This window comes from uncultured Actinomyces sp., assembly GCA_900541895.1.
GTDB lineage: Bacteria > Actinomycetota > Actinomycetes > Actinomycetales > Actinomycetaceae > Pauljensenia.
Genome location: UWSI01000012.1, coordinates 1 through 23,729 on the forward strand (window position 1 = coordinate 1; position 23,729 = coordinate 23,729).

The following is a 23,729-nucleotide window of genomic DNA, read 5'->3' on the forward strand; positions in this document are numbered from 1 at the left end:
TCACTCGTCACCCAAAAGAACCTCACGCGGCACCTCGCCATATCTTTTTGGGGTGCTAATCCCATACGCGAGCAGCGGTTGGTTTTTAAGCAGGGGCTCGATGTATAACCCAAGCAAGTCTTCACAGATTCCAGCTCGCTTCCCAAGATCATGCAGTGCAACGAGAATCTCATACACTGATTGTTCAGCGAAAGGCCTGTAATCCCGCCGTATTCGCCTCTTTGTCTTCTGCAACGCAGGACTGTCTCGGACAGAGATGTTCCACAATCGACCATAGTGGGCAGTTCGATTACGCAGATAAACGAAAGAGCGGACTTGGGAAGGTAAAACTCTTCGAGTAGTTCCCAAAGAGCTTGCCATTGCATCCAGAACTCCAGATTCACCGGACGCTTGAATCATTCGCGAAAGCGTTCCAAAACTCAGTGCCTCAACCGCAACCCAAATTGGCATCCTGTCATACGCCTCAGGTGCAAAATGCGAACCTTGCTTAACCCCATCTCGATAATGATCAATGAATCTTTACTCCTATCTAGATCAGACAGTATTCGTTCTTGAATCGGATCTTCATCGGCCGATGGAGGTTGTGTGAAGCCCTTTCCGTAGGCAAAGGATTTTGACGGCGCAAAGTATTCACCATAGTGATGAGCAAAGCGAGTCCTCAGGAGGATCTCGCATTTTGCGAGCAACTCCTTAGAAACGCTAGAGAGTTTTCTCTCCGCCTCATAGAGGCCGTAAATCCTCTCAAAACTTGTTCCATCGATAAAGGAGTCATCACCGTAGCTTGGGTCTTTCTGCCAGTACCGGAAGTAACCCGAAAGACGGTAGTAGCTCACATAGGAAAGTAATTTCTCTGCGCGGCTCTGGTCCTCAATTCGCATACCACGCCGAACGAGCAACTCAAGCTGATCACCGTAGCTGAGCCACTTTTTATCTATCGAGGTATCCATCAAACAGCACCTTTGCTGGTAAAAAATGGCCCCGGTCATTTGTGCATTACCCAAAGGGAAAGAGGCCTGACCGGGGCTCTGTTAAGGCTAGTTTACAGTACATATAGCCTTCGAGGATGCAGTTTTTCTACGAGTAACCCATGCTGTGCATCACGAAATCACAGCAGTAACCAGTTCCTAGAACGTCGATGTATCAATCACGAAGCGGTAGCGCACCTTTGAGGCCACAACTTTGTCATAGTCCTCGGTAATGGAATCGCCGTCGATGATCTCAATCACGGGACGCACGCCGTGCTCGGCGCAGAACTCCAGCATTTCCTGAGTTTCAGCAATGCCACCGATCTGCGACCCTGCAACGACTTTGTTTCCATTGACCACAGCTCGCATGGGGATCACCATCGGGTTCTCGGGCAAACCAACGTCAACAAAGACGCCGAAAGGCTTGAGCGCATGGATCAGTCCCGGGTAATCCAGATCATCCGCGCTCACCGTGCAGATAATGAGGTCAAAGGACGAGGCCAGTGATTCGATGGTGCCTTCTTCTGCAGTTGCATAGAAAGCGGTGGCACCAAACTGACGCGCATCGGCTTCCTTTGAACGACCATGTGAGATCACGGAAACTTCTGCACCCATTGCGGCGGCAAGCTGAACGCCCATGTGCCCCAAGCCGCCCATACCGACAATGGCAACTTTCTTTCCCGGGCCCGCACCCCAACGCCGCAGCGGTGAATACATGGTGATCCCGGCGCACATCAGTGGTGCAGCATGTTCCAAGGCCACAGCATCCGGTACGTGACAAGCGAAGTCTTCGCGCACCGTCATTGCCTGGGCATAGCCACCAAAAGTCGGCTTCCCATCTGGGCCCGCCCGGAACGTCCAATAGGCACGGGGGTTGTCACAGAACTGCTCGTGGCCATCGGTGCAGTATTCGCATTCCTTGCACGACCCCTGCAAACAACCAACACCGATGCGGTCCCCTACCTTGAATTTAGTTACGCCTTCGCCAACTTTGGTCACAACGCCAGAAATCTCATGTCCGCCGACGAAGGGATAGGGAATCGGTCCCCATTCACTGCGCGCAGTGTGGATATCAGAGTGGCAAATTCCCGCATATTTAATGTCGAAAAGTACTTCACCCGGTCCGGGTTCACGAATATCAATCATCATGGGGTGATATTGCGATCGCGCATCATCACAGGCATAGGCACGGACTTGAGGCATCTGAGACTCCTTTGTTTGTCCTCCCAGCGCTGAGCACCCCCGCCACACGGCACGTGTGGGAAGCTCTCTTACGCACGCATATTGCTCACATGCTAACACTCAAAACATATGAAAAACCCTCAGAACCTTAGGGTTCTGAGGGTTATACCGGGTGGCTGACGGGACTCGAACCCGCGACGTCCTGGACCACAACCAGGTGCTCTACCAACTGAACTACAGCCACCATTGAGCGCTGCGAAAAACGCAACGGAGAAACTCTAACATCTGGGCACGCCAAGTGAGAAATCGAAAAGCGAAGCGTGGTGATTGCCACGAATAGACATCCTCCCCCGCTTCACAAGGAAACGAGGGAGGAGCAAGGACAAGATCTACATCTCACCAGAATGCACGGGTAGAGATCGCGTCAGCGAAGTTACCCAGAGCATCGGGTGTTGCCTCCAGGTAGAGGTCCGCGTCCACCAAGGACACCTCCATCACTCGGAAGGAGCCTTCACCATCGGGAACCAGGTCCACGCGGTTGTAGAGAAGTAGCTCATCGCGTCCCAAACGCGAACGCATGTACTCATGCAGAACCTGACGGATCTGCTCACCCCACTGCCATGTGGCGGTGTCTGCGGGACGAGCGGTCACCACGGCCTCGTGCATGGATGGGTCTGTGACCGAAGAGGGGTGCAAAACCGCGCGCTTCTCAACTGCGTGGGACAGCAGACCATTGAAGAAGACCAGGGAAACCTCGCCGTGGACGTCGATATCTTCTAGGTAGCGCTGAAGCATCACGGAACGGCCTTCATCAAGCAGTTCCATGGTTTGAGCCAAAGCTGCTTGACGCTGTGAGGTGTCGATAGCGGTGTAACGACCGATATCGCGCACACCCGAAGAAACCGCAGGCTTTACAACGAAGTCGCCCAAAGCCGGGAAGCGCGAGTGAACTTGATGCTTCGAAAAACCGTGCGAGGGCTCAAGCCACGTCGTAGGAATAACAGGAAGCCCCAGGGCCTCCAAATCCTTCATGTAGTGCTTGTCAGTGTTCCAGTCCATGACATCTGCGTGGTTGAGCAGACGCGGCACTGAATTTGCCCAGTTAATAAATTCCTGGCGCTGCGTTGCGTAATCCGAAACGGATCGGATCACGCAGACCCCCGCTGCGTCCCAATCGACCGTGGGATCATTCCAAATAGCAATCTGGGGGTCCATTCCGCGCTCTGCAAGAGCGTCAGGAAGTCCACTTTCATCGGAGAAAAGTTCGGGCATATTCTCCGAGGTGACAAGGGTAACCTTGGGTTTTTTCGTCATAAAAATATCTTACCTTAGTCCCAAGGGTCGGCTCATGGCTTCCTCTAACAGGGAGGTCACCAATTCGGTGTAGCTCAATCCAGCTTCGCCCCACACACGCGGATATAGCGACAAACGAGTAAAGCCGGGCATGGTGTTCACTTCATTCACGATAATCTCGTGGGTTGCATCGTTATAGAAGAAATCGACACGGGCCAGACCCTCGCATTCCAAGGCCTCGAAAGCCTTGAGTGCTGTTTCTTGAATACGAGCCGCGTCTTCTTCTGGAACATCCGCCGGGCACATCAAGGAAATGGCATCGGTATCGACATACTTCAGGGCGTAGTCGTAGAACTCGCCTTCAGGAACACCGATTTCACCCAGAGGCGCAGCCATCGAATCGCCACCCGCAGGAACGCGTACCCCGCACTCGACCTCACGACCATAGGCCATCGCCTCGACGATGATTCGCGGATCGTTTGCGGCCGCTTCCTTGATGGCAAGGTCCAGCTGATCAGGGGAATCCACGCGCGAAATCCCAACCGACGAACCACCTCGAGTCGGTTTAACAAAGACTGGGAAGCCCAAAGCTTCAATCCGTGAGCGCACCTCCTGGGGATCGCGGGACCACTCTTTCTCGGTCACCAATTCCCACCGTCCGACTGCAATCCCCGCCTCGGCAAGGACAGTCTTCGTTAAGTGCTTATCCATTGAAACCGCGCTGGACGTCACACCACAGCCGACGTAACGGACATTCGCCATCTCGAAGAGACCCTGGATCGTTCCGTCTTCGCCATAAGGACCGTGCAGAAGCGGAAGCACAACATCGATAACACCCAGATCTTCAACACTGACAATCCGAGCATCATCGTCTTCGGGAGTGCGGTCGTAGGTAGTTTCAACCAAACGAGCAAGGCCAGGAAGCAGGCTCACGCGACTGAGTCCCGGCTCAATAGTCGTATTCGAGGCCGTGCGCAGATCGACAAGCTCAGGCTTGCTATCGACGTGCACCCATTGGCCGTCTCGGGTGATTCCAACCGCAAGCACATCGAAGCGTTCGCGATCAATCGCATGAAGAACACCGGCAGCGGTCGCACAGGACACCAGGTGCTCACTGGAGCGTCCGCCGAAAACGACAAGGACGCGAGGACGTTTGACTTCACTCATGGCCTCAACCCTACCGCGTGGCCAGCCCATCCCGTCGCTCTTCTCATGCCCGCGTCATTCGATGTTGAACACACTCAGGGTTTCAATCCGGTATCGACTTTGCCAAAGGTCAAGGTTTCACTCCCCGACGCAGTCTGCCCCCATTAGGATGAGGGAAGTCAAACTCGTAGATCGCTCAAGGAGGAGATCGTGAAGGCGCACCATTTTTCATCTCTATGCGCACTAGTCCTTCTAGCCACGCTCAGCGGATGCTCCCCGACTCCCGCGCCCTCGGCAAACAGCTCAGCTACGGCCTCGGCAAGCGAAAGCGCGTCTTCCTCCCCCACTCCCGAGGCCACGCCCTCTTCCAGCCCTACTCTTGAGAATCGGGAAGAAATTCCCTCGCGGAAGGCATCCCTCACGCAGGGCAAAGAGGACGCTAATCACGCACCGGTCTTTCACGACCTGCGCGTCGGTGAGCACGATACTTTCTACAGGGTCGTCGTTGAGTTCACGGGAAGCGACGATGTGGGATGGCAAGGCGGGTGGACGACTTCCCCAGCAACCCAGGGTAAAGGCGATCCAATTGATCTAGGGACGCCAATTTACCTTGAGTTGTCCTTGGAAGGCGGAGCCATGCCCGTCAGCGAAGAACTCCAAAAAGACTACTACAAGGGCGAAAAAACCAAGGAAGTCGGGCCAATTCGCGTACGCGAAGACGGAAGCTTTGAGGCAAATACGCATATCGTGATTGGAATGGATCACAAGCGCGAGGTGACTTTGAGCGCGCTCAGCAACCCCTCGCGCGTGGTGATTGATATCGCGAAGTAAGAAGTAAGGGGTTTAGATCTCCACCCGTTTCTTCAGTTTGCGATCCCACACGCCCTGCGGGGCATCTTCTCCGCGAAGAGCAGCAACCTGATCAATCATCGTGCGCTGAATACGTACGGTTGCTTCATCAACAGCGTGATGATCAGCAGAACCGGTGTCATGGCGAAGGTCATCCAGGTCGATTGGCTGGCCAATGTGGACACTCACTTTGCGTTGGGGACGAAAATCGATCAGCGCCGATCCCGAACGCATAATTTTTTGCTCTCCCCAGTGGATGAAGGGAATAACATCAACCCCCGTGTCCAGAGCAAGACGCGCCGCACCGGTCTTAATGCGCATCGGCCACTCTTCAGGGTCAGTGGTCAAGGTGCCTTCGGGGTAAATTGCCACGCATTCGCCATCGCGAAGTGCCTTCGCTGCCGAGGCCAAAATCGCCCCCGGTTCCTTCGACTTTCGATCGACCGGAAGCAGTTGCATCCGACGCATGGCCCCACCCAAAAGCGGGACCTTGAATAGCTCTGACTTGGCCATAATGCGCACGGGAACGTCCGCTTTCATCATGACCCACAGTAAACAGACCGCATCAATGTTTGACAGGTGATTACATACCAGCAGGTATCCGCGGTCCTTGGGGAGATTTTCAAGACCCTGGACGTCAATCTTCATCCACGGGACCATAAAGCTGCGGAAAACGCCTCGCGCGAAACGGTAGAAACCTGTGAGTCGGTGAGTCATGTGTGTAGTTTATCCAAGCAAGGTGCTGGGGCCAAAGATCAACAAGACAGCTGGGACAAGCAACAAGTTCGCGCTAACTGCCACGGCTTTAAACAAAGACGCGAAAAACCTCAGGGCTGACCGAGATTTCAAGTGGCCCTTCTCCCACGTGGTCGCCATCTCCCATTGCAACTAACCCGGTACTCTCCCAGATCTTGACGCTGGTGACCTGTTCGACGTGAAGGATCGGATCATCGACTTTTCGCATTGCAAGAACCCGTGCAAGAACGCGGATCGCGTGGCGCTTCGGTACCGGGTCCACGGTGAGAAGTTCCAGACAACCGTCACTGGGATTGGAACTGGGAACAATATTGATCCCACCTCCAAACCATCCGGAATTAGAGACGGAAACAAGCCACCCCCGGATTCGCCTTCGCGTCCCATCTACCTCTATTTCCATAGTTTTGGGCTGGAACTGCTGAAGGGCGCGCAAGGCCCCCCAAGCGTAAGCGAAAGTACCCGAGGCAATAGATGTGTCATTTGCGATCTGGTTCGCCAAAGCATCTAAGCCGAAAGACACGATTCCCAGCACCTGAGCCGGTTTTTCTTCGAGGTCATTGCCTTCGAGGTCCTTGCCAGGCGAGGGTGGCCGCTGCCCGGCGGCATCTTGCCCGTCATTGCCCCTATTGAGCGCGCGCACCTGCATAGCGTCGATGCCTCTGATCCGAGGATGCTCCCCCGCGTCCTCAGCGCAGATTTCCGAGGCCGTTGGTAGGCTCCGCACATGCGCGACCGCGTCAGTCCCAATTCCAAGGCAACGGCACAGATCATTTCCTCTTCCTCCGGGAAGAGGAATCACCACTCCACCGCGCGCCCCAACCTGAGTAGCAATGCGAGCGATGTAGCCATCGCCACCTAATACTGCAACCCAGTGATTGGTGCATGCTGCCGCCAAAGCTGCCGGATCATCCGAGCGGTGGGTGACTCGAACGTCGACGTTCCATCCTTGGGAGCGTAAAAGTGCCGCTACCTTGGGAGCTCGACGTAGCGCGCGACCTTTCCCGGAAAGGGCGGAGACAAATAGCTTCAGTTTGGGCTGGGATGGCTGATCCACGACTGCGGCCTTCGAGAGGTGCGTCAGTCTTCGTATTCCACGCGAGCATTGAGCTCACGAAGCTTGCGAATAAAATGTTCGTAGCCGCGAGAAATGACATCAATCCCTGACACAGTCGATGTACCAGTTGCGGTCAAGGCTGCAATCAGGTGTGAGAATCCGCCGCGCAGATCCGGAACGACAATATCAGCTGCGTGCAGCGGAGTCGGTCCCGAAATAACTGCTGAGTGGTAGTAGTTTTTCTGGCCAAAACGACAGGGTGTTCCACCCAAGCACTCGCGATACACCTGGATATTTGCGCCCATCTGACGCAGTGCTGAGGTAAAACCAAAACGGTTTTCGTACACCGTCTCGTGGACGATCGATAGTCCTTCTGCTTGAGTAAGGGCGACAACCAGCGGTTGCTGCCAGTCGGTCATGAAGCCGGGGTGAACCGCGGTTTCCAGGGCGATGGAGTGGAGTTCGCCGCCGGGGTGGTAGAAACGAATACCTTCTGAATCGATATCAAACGCGCCACCGACCTTTCGGAAAGTATTGAGGAAGGTCGTCATATCTGGCTGATGCGCGCCCCGAACGTAAATATCACCTCGGGTCGCAAGAGCTGCAGCGCCCCAAGAGGCGGCCTCGATACGATCAGGGAGAGCGGTGTGGCGGTACCCGCTCAGGGACTCCACACCCTCAATGCGGATGGTGCGGTCAGTGTCGACAGAAATAATGGCGCCCATCTTCTGCAAAACATTGATGAGGTCCATGATTTCAGGCTCGATGGCAGCGCCCTTCAGCGTGGTAATTCCATCGTTGCGAACCGCAGTCAGCAGAGTCTGCTCGGTTGCGCCAACGGAAGGGAAAGGCAGCTCGATAATCGCACCGTGGAGACCGGACGTAGGACGCTTGATATGAACCCCTTCGGGCTGCTTATCAACGATTGCACCGAACTTACGCAGAGTTTCCAGGTGGAAGTCGATGGGACGGCCACCAATTGCGCAGCCACCCAGCTCAGGAATGAAAGCTTCACCCAGCTGATGAAGAAGCGGGCCACAGAACAAGATCGGGATGCGCGAGGCCCCGGCAAGTGTGTCGATATCAGAACGTGAAGCAACACGTACCTGCGAAGGATCCATCCGCAGCGAACCGCGTTCTTGGTCGTAATCAACCTTGACGCCGTGAAGGGCAAGGAGGTCAGATACGACGTCGACGTCACGAATCAAGGGAACGTTGTACAGCTCGGAGGGAGTATCTGCGAGCAGTGACGCAACCATTGCTTTGGGGACAAAGTTCTTCGCCCCGCGGACGGTAATGGTCCCCTCAAGGGGGTGGCCACCTTCAACTCGAAGTTTCGAGGACATAGTGATGCTCTCCTAGCTGTCGACTTCTGTGACCACTTTAGAGCAGCACGCCCTCATCTGCGTGCGCTTAACGCATCTTGAGGGCGTGGCGAATTACTCACCTTCGGTGGGACGGGCGGAAACGACCGGCTTCGAAGGCATGGTCTTGGCCGGCAGAGTCTTCGGTTTAAAGGAGGGACGACGCTCTTCGTAAGCGGTGATCTCGGCCTCGTGACGAAGTGTCAGGGCAATATCATCCAGACCTTCCATGAGCGTCCAGCGCACGTAGTCGTCAATATCGAAAGTGCAGGTGAAGTCACCAAGAGTCGCGGTCTTATCCTCAAGCGAAACGGTGATTTCGGCGCCGGGATTCGCATCGAGCAGATCCCAGAGCTTTTCACAGTCTGCTTCGCTGATAATTCCCGTCACCAAACCCTGTTTGCCTGAATTTCCTCGGAAAATATCAGCAAACTTCGGTGCGAGAACGACCTTGAAGCCATAGTCACGCAGTGCCCAGACCGCGTGTTCACGCGAGGAACCAGTGCCGAAATCAGGTCCGGCGATCAGAACGCTGCCCTGGTTGTAGGGTTCACGGTTCAAGATGAACTCTGGGTCGCGACGCCATGCATAGAACAGAGCGTCATCAAATCCAGTCTTGGTCACGCGCTTCAAGAAAACCGCGGGGATGATCTGGTCGGTGTCAACATTTGAACGGCGCAGCGGAACGCCAATACCCGTGTGCGAAATGAACTTTTCCATGAGTTTTCCTTCGAATGTGTATCAGCGAATTCTTAGTCGTCCAAGTCTGCCGGAGAGGACAGAGTGCCACGAATAGCGGTGGCTGCCGCGACCAGAGGAGAGACCAGGTGGGTCCGCGAAAGCTTTCCTTGGCGGCCCTCAAAGTTCCGGTTTGATGTCGAGGCCGAACGCTCCTGAGGAGCAAGCTGGTCGGGGTTCATTCCCAGACACATCGAGCAGCCGGCATTACGCCATTCCGCACCGAACTCAGTGAAGATCTTGTCCAGGCCTTCAGCTTCGGCTTGCAGGCGCACCCGTGCAGAACCGGGGACAACCAGCATCCTGAGTCCCGGAGCCTTGGTGTGCCCCTCAATGATCTTTGCAGCGGCACGCAGGTCTTCAATGCGCCCATTTGTGCACGATCCCAAGAAAACTGTGTCGATTTTGATATCGCGCATGGGAGTGCCAGCTTCAAGCCCCATGTAATCCAAAGCCTTCTGCGCTGCGGCTCGCTTGATTTCATCCTCAAAGTCATCCGGGTTGGGAACGCTACCCGAGAGCGGGACACCCTGTCCGGGGTTTGTCCCCCAGGTAACAAAGGGCTCCAAGTCCTCAGCATTTAGGACCACCTCAGCATCAAAGACCGCATCTTCATCTGAGTGCAAGGTCTTCCAGTACTCCAGGGCATGATCCCATTCGTCACCTTCGGGTGCGTGCGGACGCCCCTTCAGGTATTCGAAGGTTGTTTCATCAGGGGCAACCATTCCCGCTCGCGCACCCGCTTCGATGGACATATTGCAGATCGTCATGCGACCTTCCATCGAGAGTTCGCGGATTGCCTGGCCACGGTACTCAAGGACGTATCCCTGTCCCCCACCGGTTCCAATCTTCGCGATCACAGCAAGGATGATGTCCTTCGCAGTAGCCCCCTTTGGCAGTGAGCCATTGACGGTGATAGCCATGGTCTTAAAAGGAGCCATCGGCAGTGTTTGAGTCGCCAGAACATGCTCGACCTGGCTGGTGCCAATCCCCATTGCCAGCGCACCGAATGCTCCGTGGGTTGATGTATGCGAGTCACCGCAAACAATGGTCATACCGGGTTGGGTGAGCCCCAATTGGGGACCGACAACGTGAACGATTCCTTGGTCGGCATCGCCCAGCGAATGCAGACGGATACCGAATTCCTTCGCATTCTTTCGCAGGGTATCGATCTGCGTGCGACTGGTGATATCAGCGATCGGCAGGTCAATATTGACCGTAGGAGTGTTGTGATCCTCGGTTGCAATCGTGAGGTCAGGGCGACGGACCTGGCGTCCGGCCATGCGCAGACCATCGAATGCCTGCGGACTGGTCACCTCGTGGACCAAGTGCAAGTCGATGTACAGAAGATCGGGCGCACCGTTTTCACCGTGCACTACGACGTGATCAGCCCAAACCTTCTCGGCCAGCGTTCCGCTCATTTCCCGCTCCTTCATCGACTTCTTTCTTCCCATGATTGACACTTCCTAGAGAGTTGGACTTGATATCTCATTTAATGAGATGTGAAAATGTCTTCATGGAGGACTCAGAAGCCTTTGGAAGTGGTGTCGGCGTTCTGGATAAAGCCGCATTGGTTTTGAGCGCACTTGAAGCAGGTCCGGCCCCCCTGGCTCAATTGGTTGCAACAACAGGTTTGGCGCGCCCCACTGCACATCGCCTTGCAGTTGCACTGGAATATCACCGTTTCGTTGCGCGCGACATGCAGGGACGTTTCGTCTTAGGACCGCGCCTTCAAGAACTTGCTTCCTCTGCGGGTGAAGATCGCCTTCTCGCAGCTGCAATGCCAGTCCTCGTTGCACTTCGCAACCACACGAAGGAATCCACTCAGCTTTTCCGCCGCCAAGGCGACTTTAGAGTGTGCGTTGCAGCTTCCGAACGCGAGATGGGCCTTCGTGACTCCATCCCTGTTGGTGCGACATTGACCATGAAGGCAGGTTCTGCTGCCCAAGTCCTTCTTGCATGGGAAGAACCCGACCGTCTTCACCGAGGCCTTTACGGCGCCTCTTTCAATGCGACGATGCTTGCTCAAGTTCGTCGCCGAGGCTGGGCGCAGTCGGTTGCAGAACGGGAGCCCGGCGTTGCTTCAGTTTCCGCCCCCGTTCGTGGACCTTCGGGTCGTGTGCTGGCCGCAGTGACCATTTCGGGTCCTGTTGAGCGCATGGGACGTCAGCCTGGCCGTCAGCATGGCCCTTCTGCCGTTGCTGCAGCTAACAGACTCTCCGATTTCTTGCGTTCGGCAGAAGGAATGGAAGACTAAGCCCCCGCCGAAGCCAGTTCCTGAGCTCGGCGGTAGTAGTTTTCCGTCGCCTCAATGACTTTCTCCCATGTGAAGGGGAAATCTTCACTGCGATTATGCTCGTGAATACGTTCAAGCTGTGCGGGAGCCTCAAGCACAGATACGAGCGCTTCGATCATCTCGTCATCAATGTCTAGACACCAACCGTTGAGGCCATTTTCAACGACTTCTGCAAGTCCAGACTGTGAACGTGTCATTACTGCAAGCCCCGAGGCCAAGGCCTCGCGTCCAGCGATAGAAGCGGATTCTTTCACCGAAGGCGCAAGGAAAATATCCGAACGCGCATACAGGTCCTGGAGCTGCGTCGCACTCAGACGTCCCGGAAGAAGCACCCAATCCCTCAGCCCACTGCGCTCAACGCGGCGCTGAACACCGTCAAAAAGCGGACCTTCACCCGCAACTACTGCACGCAGGGGGAAATCACCCGCGTCGCCTCGGGAATAAGAATCCCAGCGGCGCCGGGTTTCAGAAAGGATGTCGATCAGGGCATCCACGCGCTTACGCGGAGCAAAACGCGTAGCGGTCACCGCGACGATGCCTTGGTGGGCAATAGGCGGGCGCTGCCAGGGCGCGACATCTACGCCATTATGCAAGGTTGAAACACAGATGTCTGGCCCCAAGACCTGGCGGATTTGCTCATTGACCAGCTCAGAGACACCTGTCCACATGATTGGCGCCTTCGACAGTCCTGTACGTCGTGCGATGGCACGGAAGGTCGGGATTGTCACGCGGGGGTCCCACAGAGAATGAACGGTGACGACCTGCGGAATCCTCGAATCCTTTAGGTTGAGAAGGACCGACTGGACAACCGGAGTCAGCTCACCCATGTGGTAGTGGACAACATCGGGATTAAAACGCCGAATGAAGTCGGTAAAGCGACGGGGGGCTTTGGGATCAATCGGCGCATTGAAAGGATTGCGCCACGAGGAACGCAGCACCGGATAGGGGGACGTGGACAGCGCCTCACCCTCGGGAGTGCAGGTCAGAACGACGATATCGTGGCCTCGGGCATGAAGATGATCGGCAAGTGCACCGACCTGAGTTTCAATTCCTCCCATAGTCGGGCGGAAGGTGTCAGAGACCAAAACAATGCGCATGCTTTTATTCTTGCAGATGCCAAAGGTAGCAGCGCAGCTAACAAAAAACAGGGCCGAAGCCCTGCTGGTATCTGTACCCCCAACCGGATTTGAACCGGTGTTAACGCCGTGAGAGGGCGTCGTCCTAGGCCGCTAGACGATGGGGGCGGCGCGCCACTACGTGCGCTATTCCCGTCATACCGAGGCATGAACAGGATTTGTACCCCCAACCGGATTTGAACCGGTGTTAACGCCGTGAGAGGGCGTCGTCCTAGGCCGCTAGACGATGGGGGCCTTTCTTCTCGCAAAAAACTTTGCGATGGCTGGGGTACCAGGACTCGAACCTAGACTAAATGAACCAGAATCACTCGTGCTGCCAATTACACCATACCCCATGGCGCAATCCGCTCAGGCTAAAACCCAAGGCGGCGACAAGAGAAAAGAATACTCAAATGCGCTTCAGATGCCAAATCGCAGGCACGTGGCACTGATCATATTTGATCACCACGCACCTGCGATCAGGTATCAGTCAGATGCTCAGCCCAGTCGGTTACGCAAGGCATGCAGACGGTTCAACACGCTCTCGCGACCCAAAATCTCCATGGACTCAAACAGCGGCGGGGAAACCTGGCGACCGGTGACGGCCACGCGAATCGGACCGAAGGCCACGCGAGGCTTGATATCCATACCTTCAACAATCAGCTCACGGAGGGCATGCTCGAGAGCCTCGGTTGTGAAGGGGCCGTCATAGTTCTCGATGTAATGGATCGTTGCATCCAGAACCTCAGGAGCATTCTCCTTGAGCTTCGATACGGACTTTTCATCCAGCTCAAGCGCATCGTCTTCAGTGAAGAGGAAGCCCAGCATTCCAGGAGCCTCACCCAGCAACTGGATGCGGGTCTGGATGAGCGGAGAGGCGTGCTGCATAATCTTCTGCTCATCCGAGGTCAGCTCCTCATAGGAGTCAGCCGACACCAATCCCTCACGGTGAAGGAAGGGAACGATACGGCCTCGGAAATCATCCGGAGCAAGCAAACGAATATGCTCGGCGTTAATCGCGATGCACTTCTTGTGGTCAAAGCGTGCCGGGTTCGGGTTCACATCGGCGATATCAAAGGCCGCGGCCATCTCTTCCATGGAGAAGACATCATTATCAGGGCTGATCGACCAACCCAGCAGGGCCAGGTAGTTGTTCAAGCCCTCGGGAATCATTCCGGCTTCGCGGTGCAGGAGCAGGTTCGATTCGGGGTCACGCTTGGACAGCTTCTTATTTCCTTCACCCATCACGTAGGGCAGGTGACCAAAGCGAGGCATGAACTTAGCGATGCCCAGTTCTTCCAGTGCTCGGTAGAGGACGATCTGACGAGGCGTCGAAGAGAGCAGGTCTTCACCACGCAGAACGTGCGTGATTTCCATGAGCGCGTCATCAACGGGGTTGACCAGCGTGTACAGCGGGTGACCATTGGCACGGACAATGACGTAGTCCGGAACCGAACCGGGCTTGAAGGTGATCTCTCCGCGAATCAGGTCGGTGAAGGTAATGTCTTCATCGGGCATACGCATGCGCAGGACCGGCTTGCGTCCCTCGGCACGGTAGGCGGCAATCTGTTCTTCGGTCAGATCACGGTCAAAGCCGTCGTAACCGAGCTTGGGATCCTCACCCTTTGCAATGTGGCGGGCTTCGACCTCTTCAGGAGTCGAGTAAGACTCGTAGGCGTAGCCGGCTTCGAGGAGCTTTGCGGCGACATCGCGGTAGATGTCCATGCGCTCACTCTGGCGGTACGGCGGGTGCGGGCCTCCCTTACCGACGCCTTCATCCCAATCCAGGCCCAGCCAACGCAGCGAATCAAGAATCTGATCGAAAGATTCCTGGGAATCGCGAGCAGCATCGGTGTCTTCAATACGGAAGACGAAGGTGCCTCCGGTGTGGCGCGCATATGCCCAGTTAAAGAGGCAGGTGCGGACCATTCCCACGTGAGGAGTTCCAGTTGGCGAAGGGCAGAATCGGACGCGAACATCGGCGCCACTTGCGGTTGTCACACTCATAATCCCCTAGTTTAGCCCCCTTCTTATTAGCCCTGCGTCAATTCAATGGATGTGCGAGGACTGAGCGGGGCTTCTCCCCCACCGAGGGATGCGCGCACTGTTACCTTCGCTCACTCCATGAAGGCGAATTCCGAATTATCATCACTCCCCTTACACTGGGAGGTAGCTCACACGCTTTGCCTTTGAGGGCACGTTTGGAAAGAAGTTTTCGCATGGATTTTTGCAGCGCTGAGGAACTCCGTCGCGTTGGTTCACTGAAGTGGACGGGAGTTAAGCCCGCAGACGGCAGCGACGTCTTGGGCGCTTGGGTTGCAGAGATGGATTTCGGTACCGCGCCTTGTGTCGAGGAGCGAATGACCCGCGCGATTCGCGAAGGTTTGCTGGGCTACAACCCCCGTTGGCTTGCGCCAGAGGTTGCCCAAGCTACTGCTCAATTCCAGAAGAAGCGCTTCGGCTGGGATCTTGACGTTGATTCAATTCGCATGACGCCTGCTGTCCTTCCGGCATTGGAAGTGATGATCCAGTACATGGTGCGTCCCGGATCAGCGGTTATCGTGCCGACTCCCGCGTACATGCCCTTCTTGACAATTCCTCCCGCGCTGGGGCATCCGGTCATCGACGTGCCCTCGTTGCACGATGACGCATACCCGGGCGGCTGGACCCTTGACCTTGAGGGAATTAAGGCAGGTCTCGAGGCCGGGGCTGGCCTAGTAATTCTCTGCAATCCGTGGAATCCCGTGGGGCGCGTATTAACAGAGTCCGAGATGCGAGCTTTGCAGATGGTGGTGTCTGAGTACGACGCTTTGGTTTTTGCGGATGAAATCCACTCCCCCCTGGTTTTGGGTGGCCGAGGCTTTACCTCCTATGCGCGACTGGGCGCAGAATTTGCAGCGCATACGATCACCGCAACTGCGGCAACAAAGGGCTGGAATATTGCGGGGCTGCCTAATGCCCAGGTAATCGTGCCCGATCAAGAATTACGAGCGCGTTGGGATCGCGTGTGCCAGGAAAAGCTCCCCCATTCGACCTCAACAATCGGCGCACTTGGGACAATCGAGGCCTACACAAACGGTGATGACTGGCAGCACGAGGTCCTGTCCGTGATCGAGGGCAATATCCGCACCGTTACCGAGGCACTGGCACCCACCGAGATCGACTTCCGTCCCCCGCAGGCAACGTACCTGACGTGGTGGGGTTTCGAGGCCTACCCAGAGTTGGGTCCGAATCCTTCCAAGACCCTGCTCCAACGCGCGCACATCGCGACAAATGAAGGTGTCACCCTGGGTGAGCGTTACTCGAAGTGGGTGCGCGTGAACCTGGCGTGTTCACCACAGGTCACTGAAGAATTGGTTTCTCGGGTTTTGGACGTTCTTTAGTCCTTCACTCCGCGTCCAGAGCGGCCTCGATACCAGCAACGACCGTTGTGGATGCCTTTCGCGCGGCGTCCACAACGTCCTGCGGGTCGGTTTGCGCCTGAGCGAAAGACAGGTCTGAGACAACAGACATGCCGGCAACACGGACTCCGAGTGCGTGAGCGGTTATCGCCTCAAGAACGGTCGACATCCCAACGCAATCAACGCCGAATTGCGCTAAGGCTCGACTTTCTGCACCTGTTTGATACTCAGGCCCGCGAAGGAAGGCGTAAGTCCCCTCTCGACTGCAGTGTTCACGCATCCTCTTGTTCATCTCACTGTCCCAAACCTGTGAGATATCGACAAACAGGGGCCCATCAAATGGCGAGGAACCGCTGAGATTCATATGATCCGTAATGATCATGACATCACCCAAGGACCAGTCGCGCAGGCATCCATTCGCATTGGTGACAATGGCGCGTTGGATACCCGCGCACGCAGCCGCACGGATCAGCGCAGTGACAGCAAGAGGCGCGTGTCCCTCATACAGATGAGTTCGTCCGGTTGCAACCAAAACGGGGCCGCATTCGCGCATGTAGACACGAAGTTCATTGCGGTGCCCATCCGCAACCGGGGCATTCACACCGGGAAGTGAGCCCAAAGGCTTCGAGGCCGATGGCACTCCCCACTGGTCGTTAAGCGCGTCTGCTAAGCCCGATCCCAAGACGACCAATGCGAAGGGAACTCCCCCGCAAAGGGAACGAATCTGCTCCGCGGCGGCAGTGGCCTCGGGATCGAAAAGAACAGAAGAGAAACGGGGATCAGCTGTCAAAGCACACCTTCCTCAAAAGTTAGCCGAGCGTGTGGGAAGGCGCGGCTTCCTGCGCACGAACGCGACGCGCACTGGTCAGCCAATATCCGCAGAAGCCTACGAGAAGGGCAAGAAGGATTCCGATGTTGGAACCGGCCCAATCGCCCTCTCGACCTCCGAGCGGACCAAGGAGATAACCCTGCCACGCAAGCCACGAGGCATTCGCATTGACAACAAAGCCCCAGCCAACGAAGGAACCGACAGCCAGTGTGACGATTGCTCCCCAGTTAACGGAACCGTAGCGTCCCGTTGATGTAAAGAGTGAGGGCTCGTCGTAGTCCTGATGACGGAGCGCGATGTCAGCAAGCATGACGCCGCCCCAGGTGGCAATGACCACGCCAAGGGTTGTAAGGAAGGCAGTGAAAGGAGTGAGGAAAGAATCGGCGAAGAAGACAACGACGATCGTTCCGATGGTCATGATGGTGCCGTCGATTGCGGTGGCAACGGGGCGGGTCACCGGGACGCCAGTTGCCAACAAGGAAAGTCCAGAAGAATAGATATCCATAACGATTCCACCGACAAGACCAAGGATTGCAACGATCGCAAAGGGAATCAGGAACCAGGTCGGAAGAATTGTTGTCAACGCGCCGATCGGGTCGTTGCCGATGGCTTCAGAGAGAGTGTCGTAGTTGGAACCAACCAGCAGCACACCGAAGATCACCAAGATAATGACGGGCAGCGCGGCACCTGCGGTCGTCCAACCAACGACCCCGGCGGTTGAGGCCTTGCGAGGAAGGTAGCGTGAATAGTCCGCTGCTGCGTTAATCCATCCAAAACCAAAACCAACCATGAGCATGCACATCGCACCCAGGAGCATCGCGAAGGGAGCCGCGGGACGTGCAGAAAGGACCGCGAAGTTGATTGTCGAGGCCGAGAGCAGAAGGTAGACGATCGTGAGGATTGCCGTCGCCCAGGTGATCCACGTTTGCACCTTCATGATCGCTTCAAATCCGAGGATGCCCGCTCCTGCTGCAAGGACAACAACGACGATCAAGGCGATGATCTGCGCAAGCAGGTGGTTGCTGAAACCAAGCGCTCCCATGACGGTCGCGGTTGCTTGAACCGCCATGATGGCAAGGAAGGTCTCCCACCCAACAGTGAGGATCCACGAGATTGCTGCAGAGATACGGTTTCCGTTATATCCGAATGCCGCGCGAGAGAGCACGAGGGTCGGTGCAGAACCCCGCTTACCGGCGATAGCGATCAATCCGCACAGAAGGAATGAGAGTGCGACGCCAACAACACTGACAAGAATCGCCTGCGTGAGTGAAAGACCGAAGCCCAGCACCCACGAACCCCAGGAAATACCGAGGACAGAGATATTAGCGGCAAACCAAGGCATGAATAAGGACGATGGCGTGCCTTTTCTTTCGGATTCGGGGATCACATCAAGACCGGCCATCTCGATGTTTAGACCAGACGAAACCTGAGTGGTCTCACTCATGAACAATGCTCCTCTGCATTCGTGTTACCGCAGTTCATGTGGCTCTCAATCCACACTATGAACTATAGGGAAAGCGAGCACACGAAGGGCAGATGCTCACGAAATTGATTCGAGGGATTGCCCACACCTTGAAAGGAAGAGATGCTGCGGCGACGTGAGAGAAACACTCGCTAAAATCCAACGGGCACCTCCACACGCAGAAAACTGTCCCCTCAACAAAGAAGCCCTATTCATCCTCCTCAGGCGTCCACTCACGATCAACCCACTGACTCAAGAGCGGACCAGCATCCGGACGTAGGTAGCACTCCAACACATCCAAAGGCGAATACTCAACCACATACGACAACGCCGAAAGAAGATCGTCATCCGTCGTCTTACATGAGAAAAATACACCTTCACTATTTCGTATACCCACAAACCCATGCCAAGGCTTTGAATCCACCGGAACCAACGACCATCCAGGACGCATAGACAAATTACGAACAAGACGAAGAGGCTGAAACCCTAACCTTTTACGAAGAGGATTCCCATAGCACAGAGTTAAACAATGCTCCATCACATGCAAACTACTCGACCGAAAAACCGGTGCCCCGATATTCCCGCGCTCATACTCGTAATAGGCAAACAAACCCTCCTTACGATGCACTACCTCCGGTTCAGAGACCATGTCCGTGGGAAAGAACTCCAAATAACCATCCTTCCCCAGATCACCCACCACGTCACATCCCCAGACCTCATGCATCACCTGACCAAGACGCTCACTAAAACCCAACAGGCACCTCCACGCCTTTTAAAACACCCCTTTTAATCAAGTCCGAGATTTTTACCGGACTCCCAAGCTCATCAAGAATTCTCAACTGACGTACCCCACCGCACTCGCTTTCCCACGATGCAGCGATTCCATGCTCAATCTGCCAGCCCTCAGGCATATGACCAGTAAATACATACTGATAGTAGGGCTCATGTACTGATCCAGGCGCAAGCCCGCGTTCCTCAAACGAAGCAACACGCCCGCCTTCTACAGCGCCAAGAAACTTTCCATTCGGACCTCCAACACGGTCCGAACCAAAGCTCTCGTCCATGCTCCCACGCTACAACCACGCCCCCACAATCTCAAGATTCAAAAGAAGGTCCAAAAGACCTTCACAGGACGAAAAAGCAGCCGGGCGAACTCAACATGTCCACCCGGCTGCCTCGGCCTCGAAAATCGAGAAACTAACTATGGCGAACCCAATTCCGCAAGGCACCACCATCTTCAGACATATACGCATCAAGGAGCATCTGCGAATCAAGAGTCGCAATATGCGCGAACGCAGTGAGTTCTCGATGGGTCGGGAACATTGTGCGCACGGTCAAAGGCAGGACTTTTCCACCCAGCTCAAGCCCTCCAACCCACGGGAAGAATTGCACATAGACGTAAGGATGAGCAACGGGATCAGAATCAACCTGCGGAATGATGATCGGATCCCATCCAAAATAGCTACGGGCGAACTCGCCGACGTGGATAATCGCGCCTTTCGCGGTCCAGTCCTCGAAAGGAGAGGCAACGAAAGTCGAGCGGTCCTCCCAGCGCTCACTGGGACCGTATTTGTACAGCAAAGTTCCCTGATCATCGTGCTCGGTCCACAAGTTATGCCAGTAAATACCGCCATCCCACGTCAGTGCAATACCAGTGCCGCGCTTCATCCAGAAAGCACCGGAGGACTTAGCGAATTCGATCAGTTGACTGGTAGTACTCATGACAGAGACCGTCCCTTCAAGATTCCCAGTTCAACGCACTCGGCAACCGTGAGTAGCTCGCCGCCGTAGAAAAAACGCACCTCCCGCGCGCCGCCTTTCGCGCCGAAGTTCGGTGCAGTCACTCCGGTGACGATCAACGCATATTCGGGAAGCTTCGCAATCGTGTACGCGTAGTAGGGCGAGTGAACATCGGTGATTACCAGGCAGCGCTGCTGGAAAGAATAGGGCTTGCCGTTCGGGTCAACCTGCCACACGCGCGAAAGATAGGGGTAGCCGATCATATCGACCATGTCGCCGTACTTAGAGGTGTAGGCCTCCAAGCTGGCGAACTGCTCAATGCTGGAACGCAGCAGTGAAGAACTCACCTCTTCACTATCCATCAACCAACGCCAAGGACCCTGCGGTTCCTTAGGCTCTGGAGTCATCGTTGAATCCATGTATTTCACCTTTCCGCGAGATGTTTCCCATCATATGCCACGAAAATGTCATCTTGCGGGCTTCGAAAGCCACTGCGATAAAAGCGGTCCCGCATCCGGACGCAAATAACACTCCAACACATCCAAAGGCGAATACTTAACAACGTGAGAAAGACCTGCGAGCAGGCGAAAATCGCTCGTTTCGCAGGGATAGAAGTTCCCATCGCCCGAGCGAATTCCAAGGTAATCATGTCGAAGTGAAGAACCCGTGTGAACCATTGTCCACCCCGAACGGATCGAAGCACTGTCTCCCAGTGTCAATTTGGGAAAACCGTATCGAATGCGCAGAGGGTTTCCATAGTTCTGAAGGACACAGTGGTCGAAAACGTGCCGATTAGTCGTCTGGAACAGAGGAGCACCTCGGGAAGCGCGCTCGCAGTAGTAGAAGGAATATTTACCCTCTTGGTAATCGGCCTCTTCGTGGGGAGCGGCAAAAACTCCGGCGTTGAAGACAAGCCCACCGGTAGCGGCGAAGCTCCCAGCGACCTTCATACCCCAGGCGTCATAAAGCACCTCAGCGAGGCGATCAGCAAAGTCCATCAGGCACCTCCTCAGGCATCCTTGTCTTCACCGAAGCGTAGTATCTTTCGAATCCACTCAAACCTGACAAAGCTGCCATGCTTTTACGCTACATCCACTGAGCGGCTCTCTGCCAAATTTCAACAGATTAGACGTCAGAATGTGGTCATCAAAAACCTTGGGGTGGCCGTGTTAAACGGCCACCCCAAAGAAAGACTGCGAGAAGAAATAATGACTACATCGCCAGGTTTGTTAGCGTCCCAATTCCTGCGACCTCAACCTCGACGCGTTCACCGTGCTTGAGCGGTCCGCCGGCCGGCGTACCGGTCAAGATGACATCTCCGGGAAGAAGCGTGCAGATCCCCGACACATAGGAAACAATTCGCGCAACGGAATATCCCATTTGAGAGGTACTTCCGCTCCCCCGTTCTTCCCCATTGATGCGGACCGAAATTTCAGCATTATCGGGATCAAAATCCCCGCCGACAGTGATCCACGGACCCAGCGGGCACGCGGTATCCCAACTCTTCGCGCGACCAAGTGCTCCCCCGTCATCGCGAGCTGCATCCGCAGCGGTCAAGTCATTCGCGCAGGTGTAACCCAAGATCACGGAAGAGGCGTCTTCAATGCTGACGTCCTTTGCCAGGGTCTTAATGACCACGGCTAGCTCGGCCTCGTAAAAGACTTCCTGGCCCCAGGAAGGAAAGACGATCGGATCATCCGGGCCAATGACGGCAGTATTCGGCTTGAAGAAGACGGAGGGACGCGCCGGATCCTCACTGCGCTGCTCGCCAGGTGCCGGGTAGTTTCCGCCCAGACCAATGACTTTCGACCGAGGGATCACCGGAGAAAGCAAGCGAACTTCATCCAGTTCAAAGATCTGGCCAGAGGGCTCGACCGGCGAGAACAAAGGATCGCCCTTCAAACCAACAATCCGGGTCGATTCATCTTCCAAAGCTCCGTAGTGAATAGAGCTTCCTTGCGAGAAACGAGCAATGCGCATCGCGACCTCCTAAGTCTTGCCAGTAGCCTAACGCGAAGCGGGTTCTGCAGCCCAAATATCACCGGGAAGGTCGCCCGGAAGAAGGTCATTACCCTGCGCAACGAAGACAGGATCTGCGATGCCGCGACGACGCTGGGCCTCGTAGTCGCGAAGAGCACCCAGGCCCCACGGGGCAAGGACAATCAAGGCGACCAAGTTCGTCAAGGTCATGATGGCCATCGCGATATCGACGGAATTCCATACAAGATCCAGAGTTGTCAGCGAACCGATCACGACCGAGGCAACGGAGATCACTCGAACAGTCCAAGTCGCAGCCTTCGACTTCACGACAAAGGACAGATTGATTTCGGAATAGACGTAGGCCGCAATGATCGACGAGTAGGCAAGCACGAAGATCAGAATCGACATCGGCATGATGGTCCACTGCCCCAGCTGGTCGGCCACAGCAAGTGTCGTGAGGTTCGCGGGGTTTGCCTCGGGGTTTGACCAGACCTTTTCGCCAGCAATCAAGATGACGAAAGCCGTTGCGGTACACACGATGATCGTGTCAACGAAAACGCCCAGAGACTGGATGAGGCCCTGGCGAACGGGGTGAGCGACGGTGGCGGTTGCAGCCGCATTGGGAGCAGTACCCTGACCGGCCTCGTTCGAGAAGAGGCCGCGCTTCGTACCGTTGATGACCGCAGCGATAATCCCGCCGCCGAGGCCTGCAAGCGTCGGTTGCGGGGCAAACGCACTTGCGAAGATTTGTCCCAGAACAGAACCAAACTTGGGCAGGTTCATCACGCAGATCACGGCAACCATGATGACGTAGACGGTGGCCATGATCGGTGCCATCCATTCGGTCACGCGAGCCACGGTCTTAATTCCACCGAAAATCACCATTGCGGAGAACACAAAGAGCAATGCTGCAATGACCAGATGTGCGCTGGAAAGGCCACCAAGTCCCGGAAGAGGCTCGCGGCTTGAGGGGCTGAGCGCACCCAGAAGAGTTGTGGCGATCGCGTTGGACTGCACGGAGGTGATCACGAACGCACAGGTCACAACAGTGATGACAGCAAAAATGCTTGCCAATACCTTATTCTTCATGCCTCGCGCAATGTAGTAGGCAGGGCCTCCGCGGAAAGTTCCGTCAGCCGAACGAACCTTGAAGATCTGCGCAAGCGTGGCCTCGAAAAAGGCGGTTGACATACCGACCAGTGCAACAACCCACATCCAGAAGATCGCACCTGGACCGCCCATGAGCAGCGCAACGGCCACGCCAAAGACGTTGCCGACGCCCACGCGTGCGGCCAGAGAGATCGTGAATGCCTGGAAGGAAGAAATTCCACCCTTCGCCCCGCCGCGAGAACCCGAAATTGAGCGAATCATTTCGGGGAATTGACGAATCTGCATGAATCGGGATCGCACTGTGAGGTAAAGTCCCGTGCCAATCAGGATCCACACGGTCAGGTGCAAGGTGATCCAGTCAGCGATGTTTTGGATGGACTGTGCCAGATCCGCCATTCGTTCCTCCGCTATCTACTTTCAACAAGGTTGTGGGTCAGCGCCTCGAAGTC

The 23,729-nt window shown here is 55.6% G+C and carries 22 protein-coding genes, 4 tRNA genes and 1 pseudogene; 3 read left to right on the plus strand and 24 right to left on the minus strand.

Annotated elements, in window-relative coordinates; translation table 11 throughout:
* From QZR18_RS08290 to QZR18_RS04495, 5 genes and pseudogenes are all read right to left on the minus strand, one after another.
* Positions 1-986, minus strand: a pseudogene (locus QZR18_RS08290) (Abi family protein).
* Between the two features lie 138 nt (positions 987-1,124).
* Complete coding sequence (locus QZR18_RS04480) at positions 1,125-2,168, minus strand: NAD(P)-dependent alcohol dehydrogenase (protein WP_178704787.1); 1,044 nt, start codon at positions 2,166-2,168, stop codon at positions 1,125-1,127.
* Between the two features lie 150 nt (positions 2,169-2,318).
* Positions 2,319-2,391: transfer RNA gene (locus QZR18_RS04485), tRNA-His, on the minus strand.
* A gap of 152 nt (positions 2,392-2,543) precedes the next feature.
* Entirely contained in the window at positions 2,544-3,461 is a 918-nt protein-coding gene (locus QZR18_RS04490; protein WP_178704784.1) for a RimK family alpha-L-glutamate ligase, read from the minus strand.
* Positions 3,462-3,470: 9 nt separating this feature from the next.
* The gene (locus tag QZR18_RS04495; RefSeq protein WP_178704781.1) at positions 3,471-4,607 is read right to left on the minus strand and encodes a D-alanine--D-alanine ligase family protein; all 1,137 of its coding nucleotides are present in this window, start codon (positions 4,605-4,607) and stop codon (positions 3,471-3,473) included.
* 189 nt (positions 4,608-4,796) lie between these two features.
* Between QZR18_RS04495 and QZR18_RS04500 the strand changes: the two genes are divergently transcribed.
* Positions 4,797-5,417 carry a hypothetical protein gene (locus QZR18_RS04500; protein WP_178704778.1) on the plus strand — a complete coding sequence of 207 codons (621 nt, stop codon included), beginning with the start codon at positions 4,797-4,799 and terminating at the stop codon, positions 5,415-5,417.
* A gap of 12 nt (positions 5,418-5,429) precedes the next feature.
* Here the strand turns inward: QZR18_RS04500 and QZR18_RS04505 are convergent, their stop codons facing one another.
* From QZR18_RS04505 to leuC, 5 genes are all read right to left on the minus strand, one after another.
* Positions 5,430-6,152, minus strand: a complete 723-nt coding sequence (locus tag QZR18_RS04505) for a 1-acyl-sn-glycerol-3-phosphate acyltransferase (RefSeq protein WP_178704775.1) — start codon at positions 6,150-6,152, stop codon at positions 5,430-5,432.
* An 88-nt stretch (positions 6,153-6,240) separates the two neighbouring features.
* Positions 6,241-7,245: a diacylglycerol kinase family protein gene (locus QZR18_RS04510; protein WP_178704772.1), complete on the minus strand. Its 1,005-nt coding sequence runs from the start codon at positions 7,243-7,245 to the stop codon at positions 6,241-6,243.
* Positions 7,246-7,268: 23 nt separating this feature from the next.
* On the minus strand, positions 7,269-8,591 hold the full coding sequence (gene murA / locus QZR18_RS04515; protein ID WP_291458952.1) for a UDP-N-acetylglucosamine 1-carboxyvinyltransferase: 1,323 nt from the start codon (positions 8,589-8,591) through the stop codon (positions 7,269-7,271).
* 93 nt (positions 8,592-8,684) lie between these two features.
* A complete protein-coding gene (gene leuD, locus QZR18_RS04520; protein WP_178704766.1) occupies positions 8,685-9,329 on the minus strand; it encodes a 3-isopropylmalate dehydratase small subunit in 645 nt (214 codons plus the stop codon).
* A 32-nt stretch (positions 9,330-9,361) separates the two neighbouring features.
* The gene (gene leuC, locus QZR18_RS04525; RefSeq protein ID WP_178704763.1) at positions 9,362-10,768 is read right to left on the minus strand and encodes a 3-isopropylmalate dehydratase large subunit; all 1,407 of its coding nucleotides are present in this window, start codon (positions 10,766-10,768) and stop codon (positions 9,362-9,364) included.
* A 95-nt stretch (positions 10,769-10,863) separates the two neighbouring features.
* On the opposite strand from leuC, the gene QZR18_RS04530 reads away from it, so the two are divergent.
* Positions 10,864-11,604, plus strand: a complete 741-nt coding sequence (locus tag QZR18_RS04530) for an IclR family transcriptional regulator (RefSeq protein ID WP_009409067.1) — start codon at positions 10,864-10,866, stop codon at positions 11,602-11,604.
* On the opposite strand, the gene QZR18_RS04535 is transcribed toward QZR18_RS04530, so the two are convergent.
* The 5 genes from QZR18_RS04535 to gltX form a co-directional block, all read right to left on the minus strand.
* Positions 11,601-12,740, minus strand: a complete 1,140-nt coding sequence (locus tag QZR18_RS04535; protein ID WP_178704760.1) for a glycosyltransferase family 4 protein — start codon at positions 12,738-12,740, stop codon at positions 11,601-11,603. The genes QZR18_RS04530 and QZR18_RS04535 overlap by 4 nt on opposite strands.
* Before the next feature lie 74 nt (positions 12,741-12,814).
* Positions 12,815-12,887: transfer RNA gene (locus QZR18_RS04540), tRNA-Glu, on the minus strand.
* A 53-nt stretch (positions 12,888-12,940) separates the two neighbouring features.
* A tRNA-Glu gene (locus QZR18_RS04545) sits at positions 12,941-13,013 on the minus strand.
* Between the two features lie 26 nt (positions 13,014-13,039).
* Positions 13,040-13,114: transfer RNA gene (locus QZR18_RS04550), tRNA-Gln, on the minus strand.
* A gap of 142 nt (positions 13,115-13,256) precedes the next feature.
* Positions 13,257-14,765, minus strand: coding sequence for a glutamate--tRNA ligase (gene gltX / locus QZR18_RS04555; RefSeq protein WP_178704757.1), 1,509 nt, complete (start codon positions 14,763-14,765; stop codon positions 13,257-13,259).
* Positions 14,766-14,977: 212 nt separating this feature from the next.
* On the opposite strand from gltX, the gene QZR18_RS04560 reads away from it, so the two are divergent.
* Positions 14,978-16,141 (plus strand): MalY/PatB family protein, encoded by a 1,164-nt coding sequence (locus QZR18_RS04560; RefSeq protein WP_178704754.1) that lies wholly within the window; start codon positions 14,978-14,980, stop codon positions 16,139-16,141.
* Positions 16,142-16,145: 4 nt separating this feature from the next.
* Here the strand turns inward: QZR18_RS04560 and QZR18_RS04565 are convergent, their stop codons facing one another.
* The 9 genes from QZR18_RS04565 to QZR18_RS04605 all read right to left on the minus strand — a co-directional run bounded on the left by QZR18_RS04565 (position 16,146) and on the right by QZR18_RS04605 (position 23,676).
* Positions 16,146-16,949, minus strand: a complete 804-nt coding sequence (locus QZR18_RS04565; protein ID WP_178704751.1) for a purine-nucleoside phosphorylase — start codon at positions 16,947-16,949, stop codon at positions 16,146-16,148.
* A gap of 19 nt (positions 16,950-16,968) precedes the next feature.
* On the minus strand, positions 16,969-18,432 hold the full coding sequence (locus tag QZR18_RS04570) for a cytosine permease (protein WP_178704748.1): 1,464 nt from the start codon (positions 18,430-18,432) through the stop codon (positions 16,969-16,971).
* 226 nt (positions 18,433-18,658) lie between these two features.
* A complete protein-coding gene (locus QZR18_RS04575) occupies positions 18,659-18,847 on the minus strand; it encodes a hypothetical protein (RefSeq protein WP_178704745.1) in 189 nt (62 codons plus the stop codon).
* A 346-nt stretch (positions 18,848-19,193) separates the two neighbouring features.
* Entirely contained in the window at positions 19,194-19,514 is a 321-nt protein-coding gene (locus QZR18_RS04580; protein WP_178704742.1) for a glycohydrolase toxin TNT-related protein, read from the minus strand.
* A 133-nt stretch (positions 19,515-19,647) separates the two neighbouring features.
* The gene (locus tag QZR18_RS04585) at positions 19,648-20,172 is read right to left on the minus strand and encodes a hypothetical protein (RefSeq protein WP_178704739.1); all 525 of its coding nucleotides are present in this window, start codon (positions 20,170-20,172) and stop codon (positions 19,648-19,650) included.
* Entirely contained in the window at positions 20,169-20,609 is a 441-nt protein-coding gene (locus QZR18_RS04590) for a glycohydrolase toxin TNT-related protein (RefSeq protein WP_178704735.1), read from the minus strand. Before QZR18_RS04590 ends, QZR18_RS04585 begins: the two co-directional genes overlap by 4 nt.
* Positions 20,610-20,657: 48 nt before the next feature.
* On the minus strand, positions 20,658-21,188 hold the full coding sequence (locus QZR18_RS04595) for a hypothetical protein (protein ID WP_178704732.1): 531 nt from the start codon (positions 21,186-21,188) through the stop codon (positions 20,658-20,660).
* A 214-nt stretch (positions 21,189-21,402) separates the two neighbouring features.
* Positions 21,403-22,170 carry a fumarylacetoacetate hydrolase family protein gene (locus QZR18_RS04600; RefSeq protein ID WP_178704729.1) on the minus strand — a complete coding sequence of 256 codons (768 nt, stop codon included), beginning with the start codon at positions 22,168-22,170 and terminating at the stop codon, positions 21,403-21,405.
* A gap of 27 nt (positions 22,171-22,197) precedes the next feature.
* Positions 22,198-23,676, minus strand: coding sequence for a sodium:alanine symporter family protein (locus QZR18_RS04605; RefSeq protein ID WP_178704726.1), 1,479 nt, complete (start codon positions 23,674-23,676; stop codon positions 22,198-22,200).
* Between the last annotated feature and the right edge of the window lie 53 nt (positions 23,677-23,729).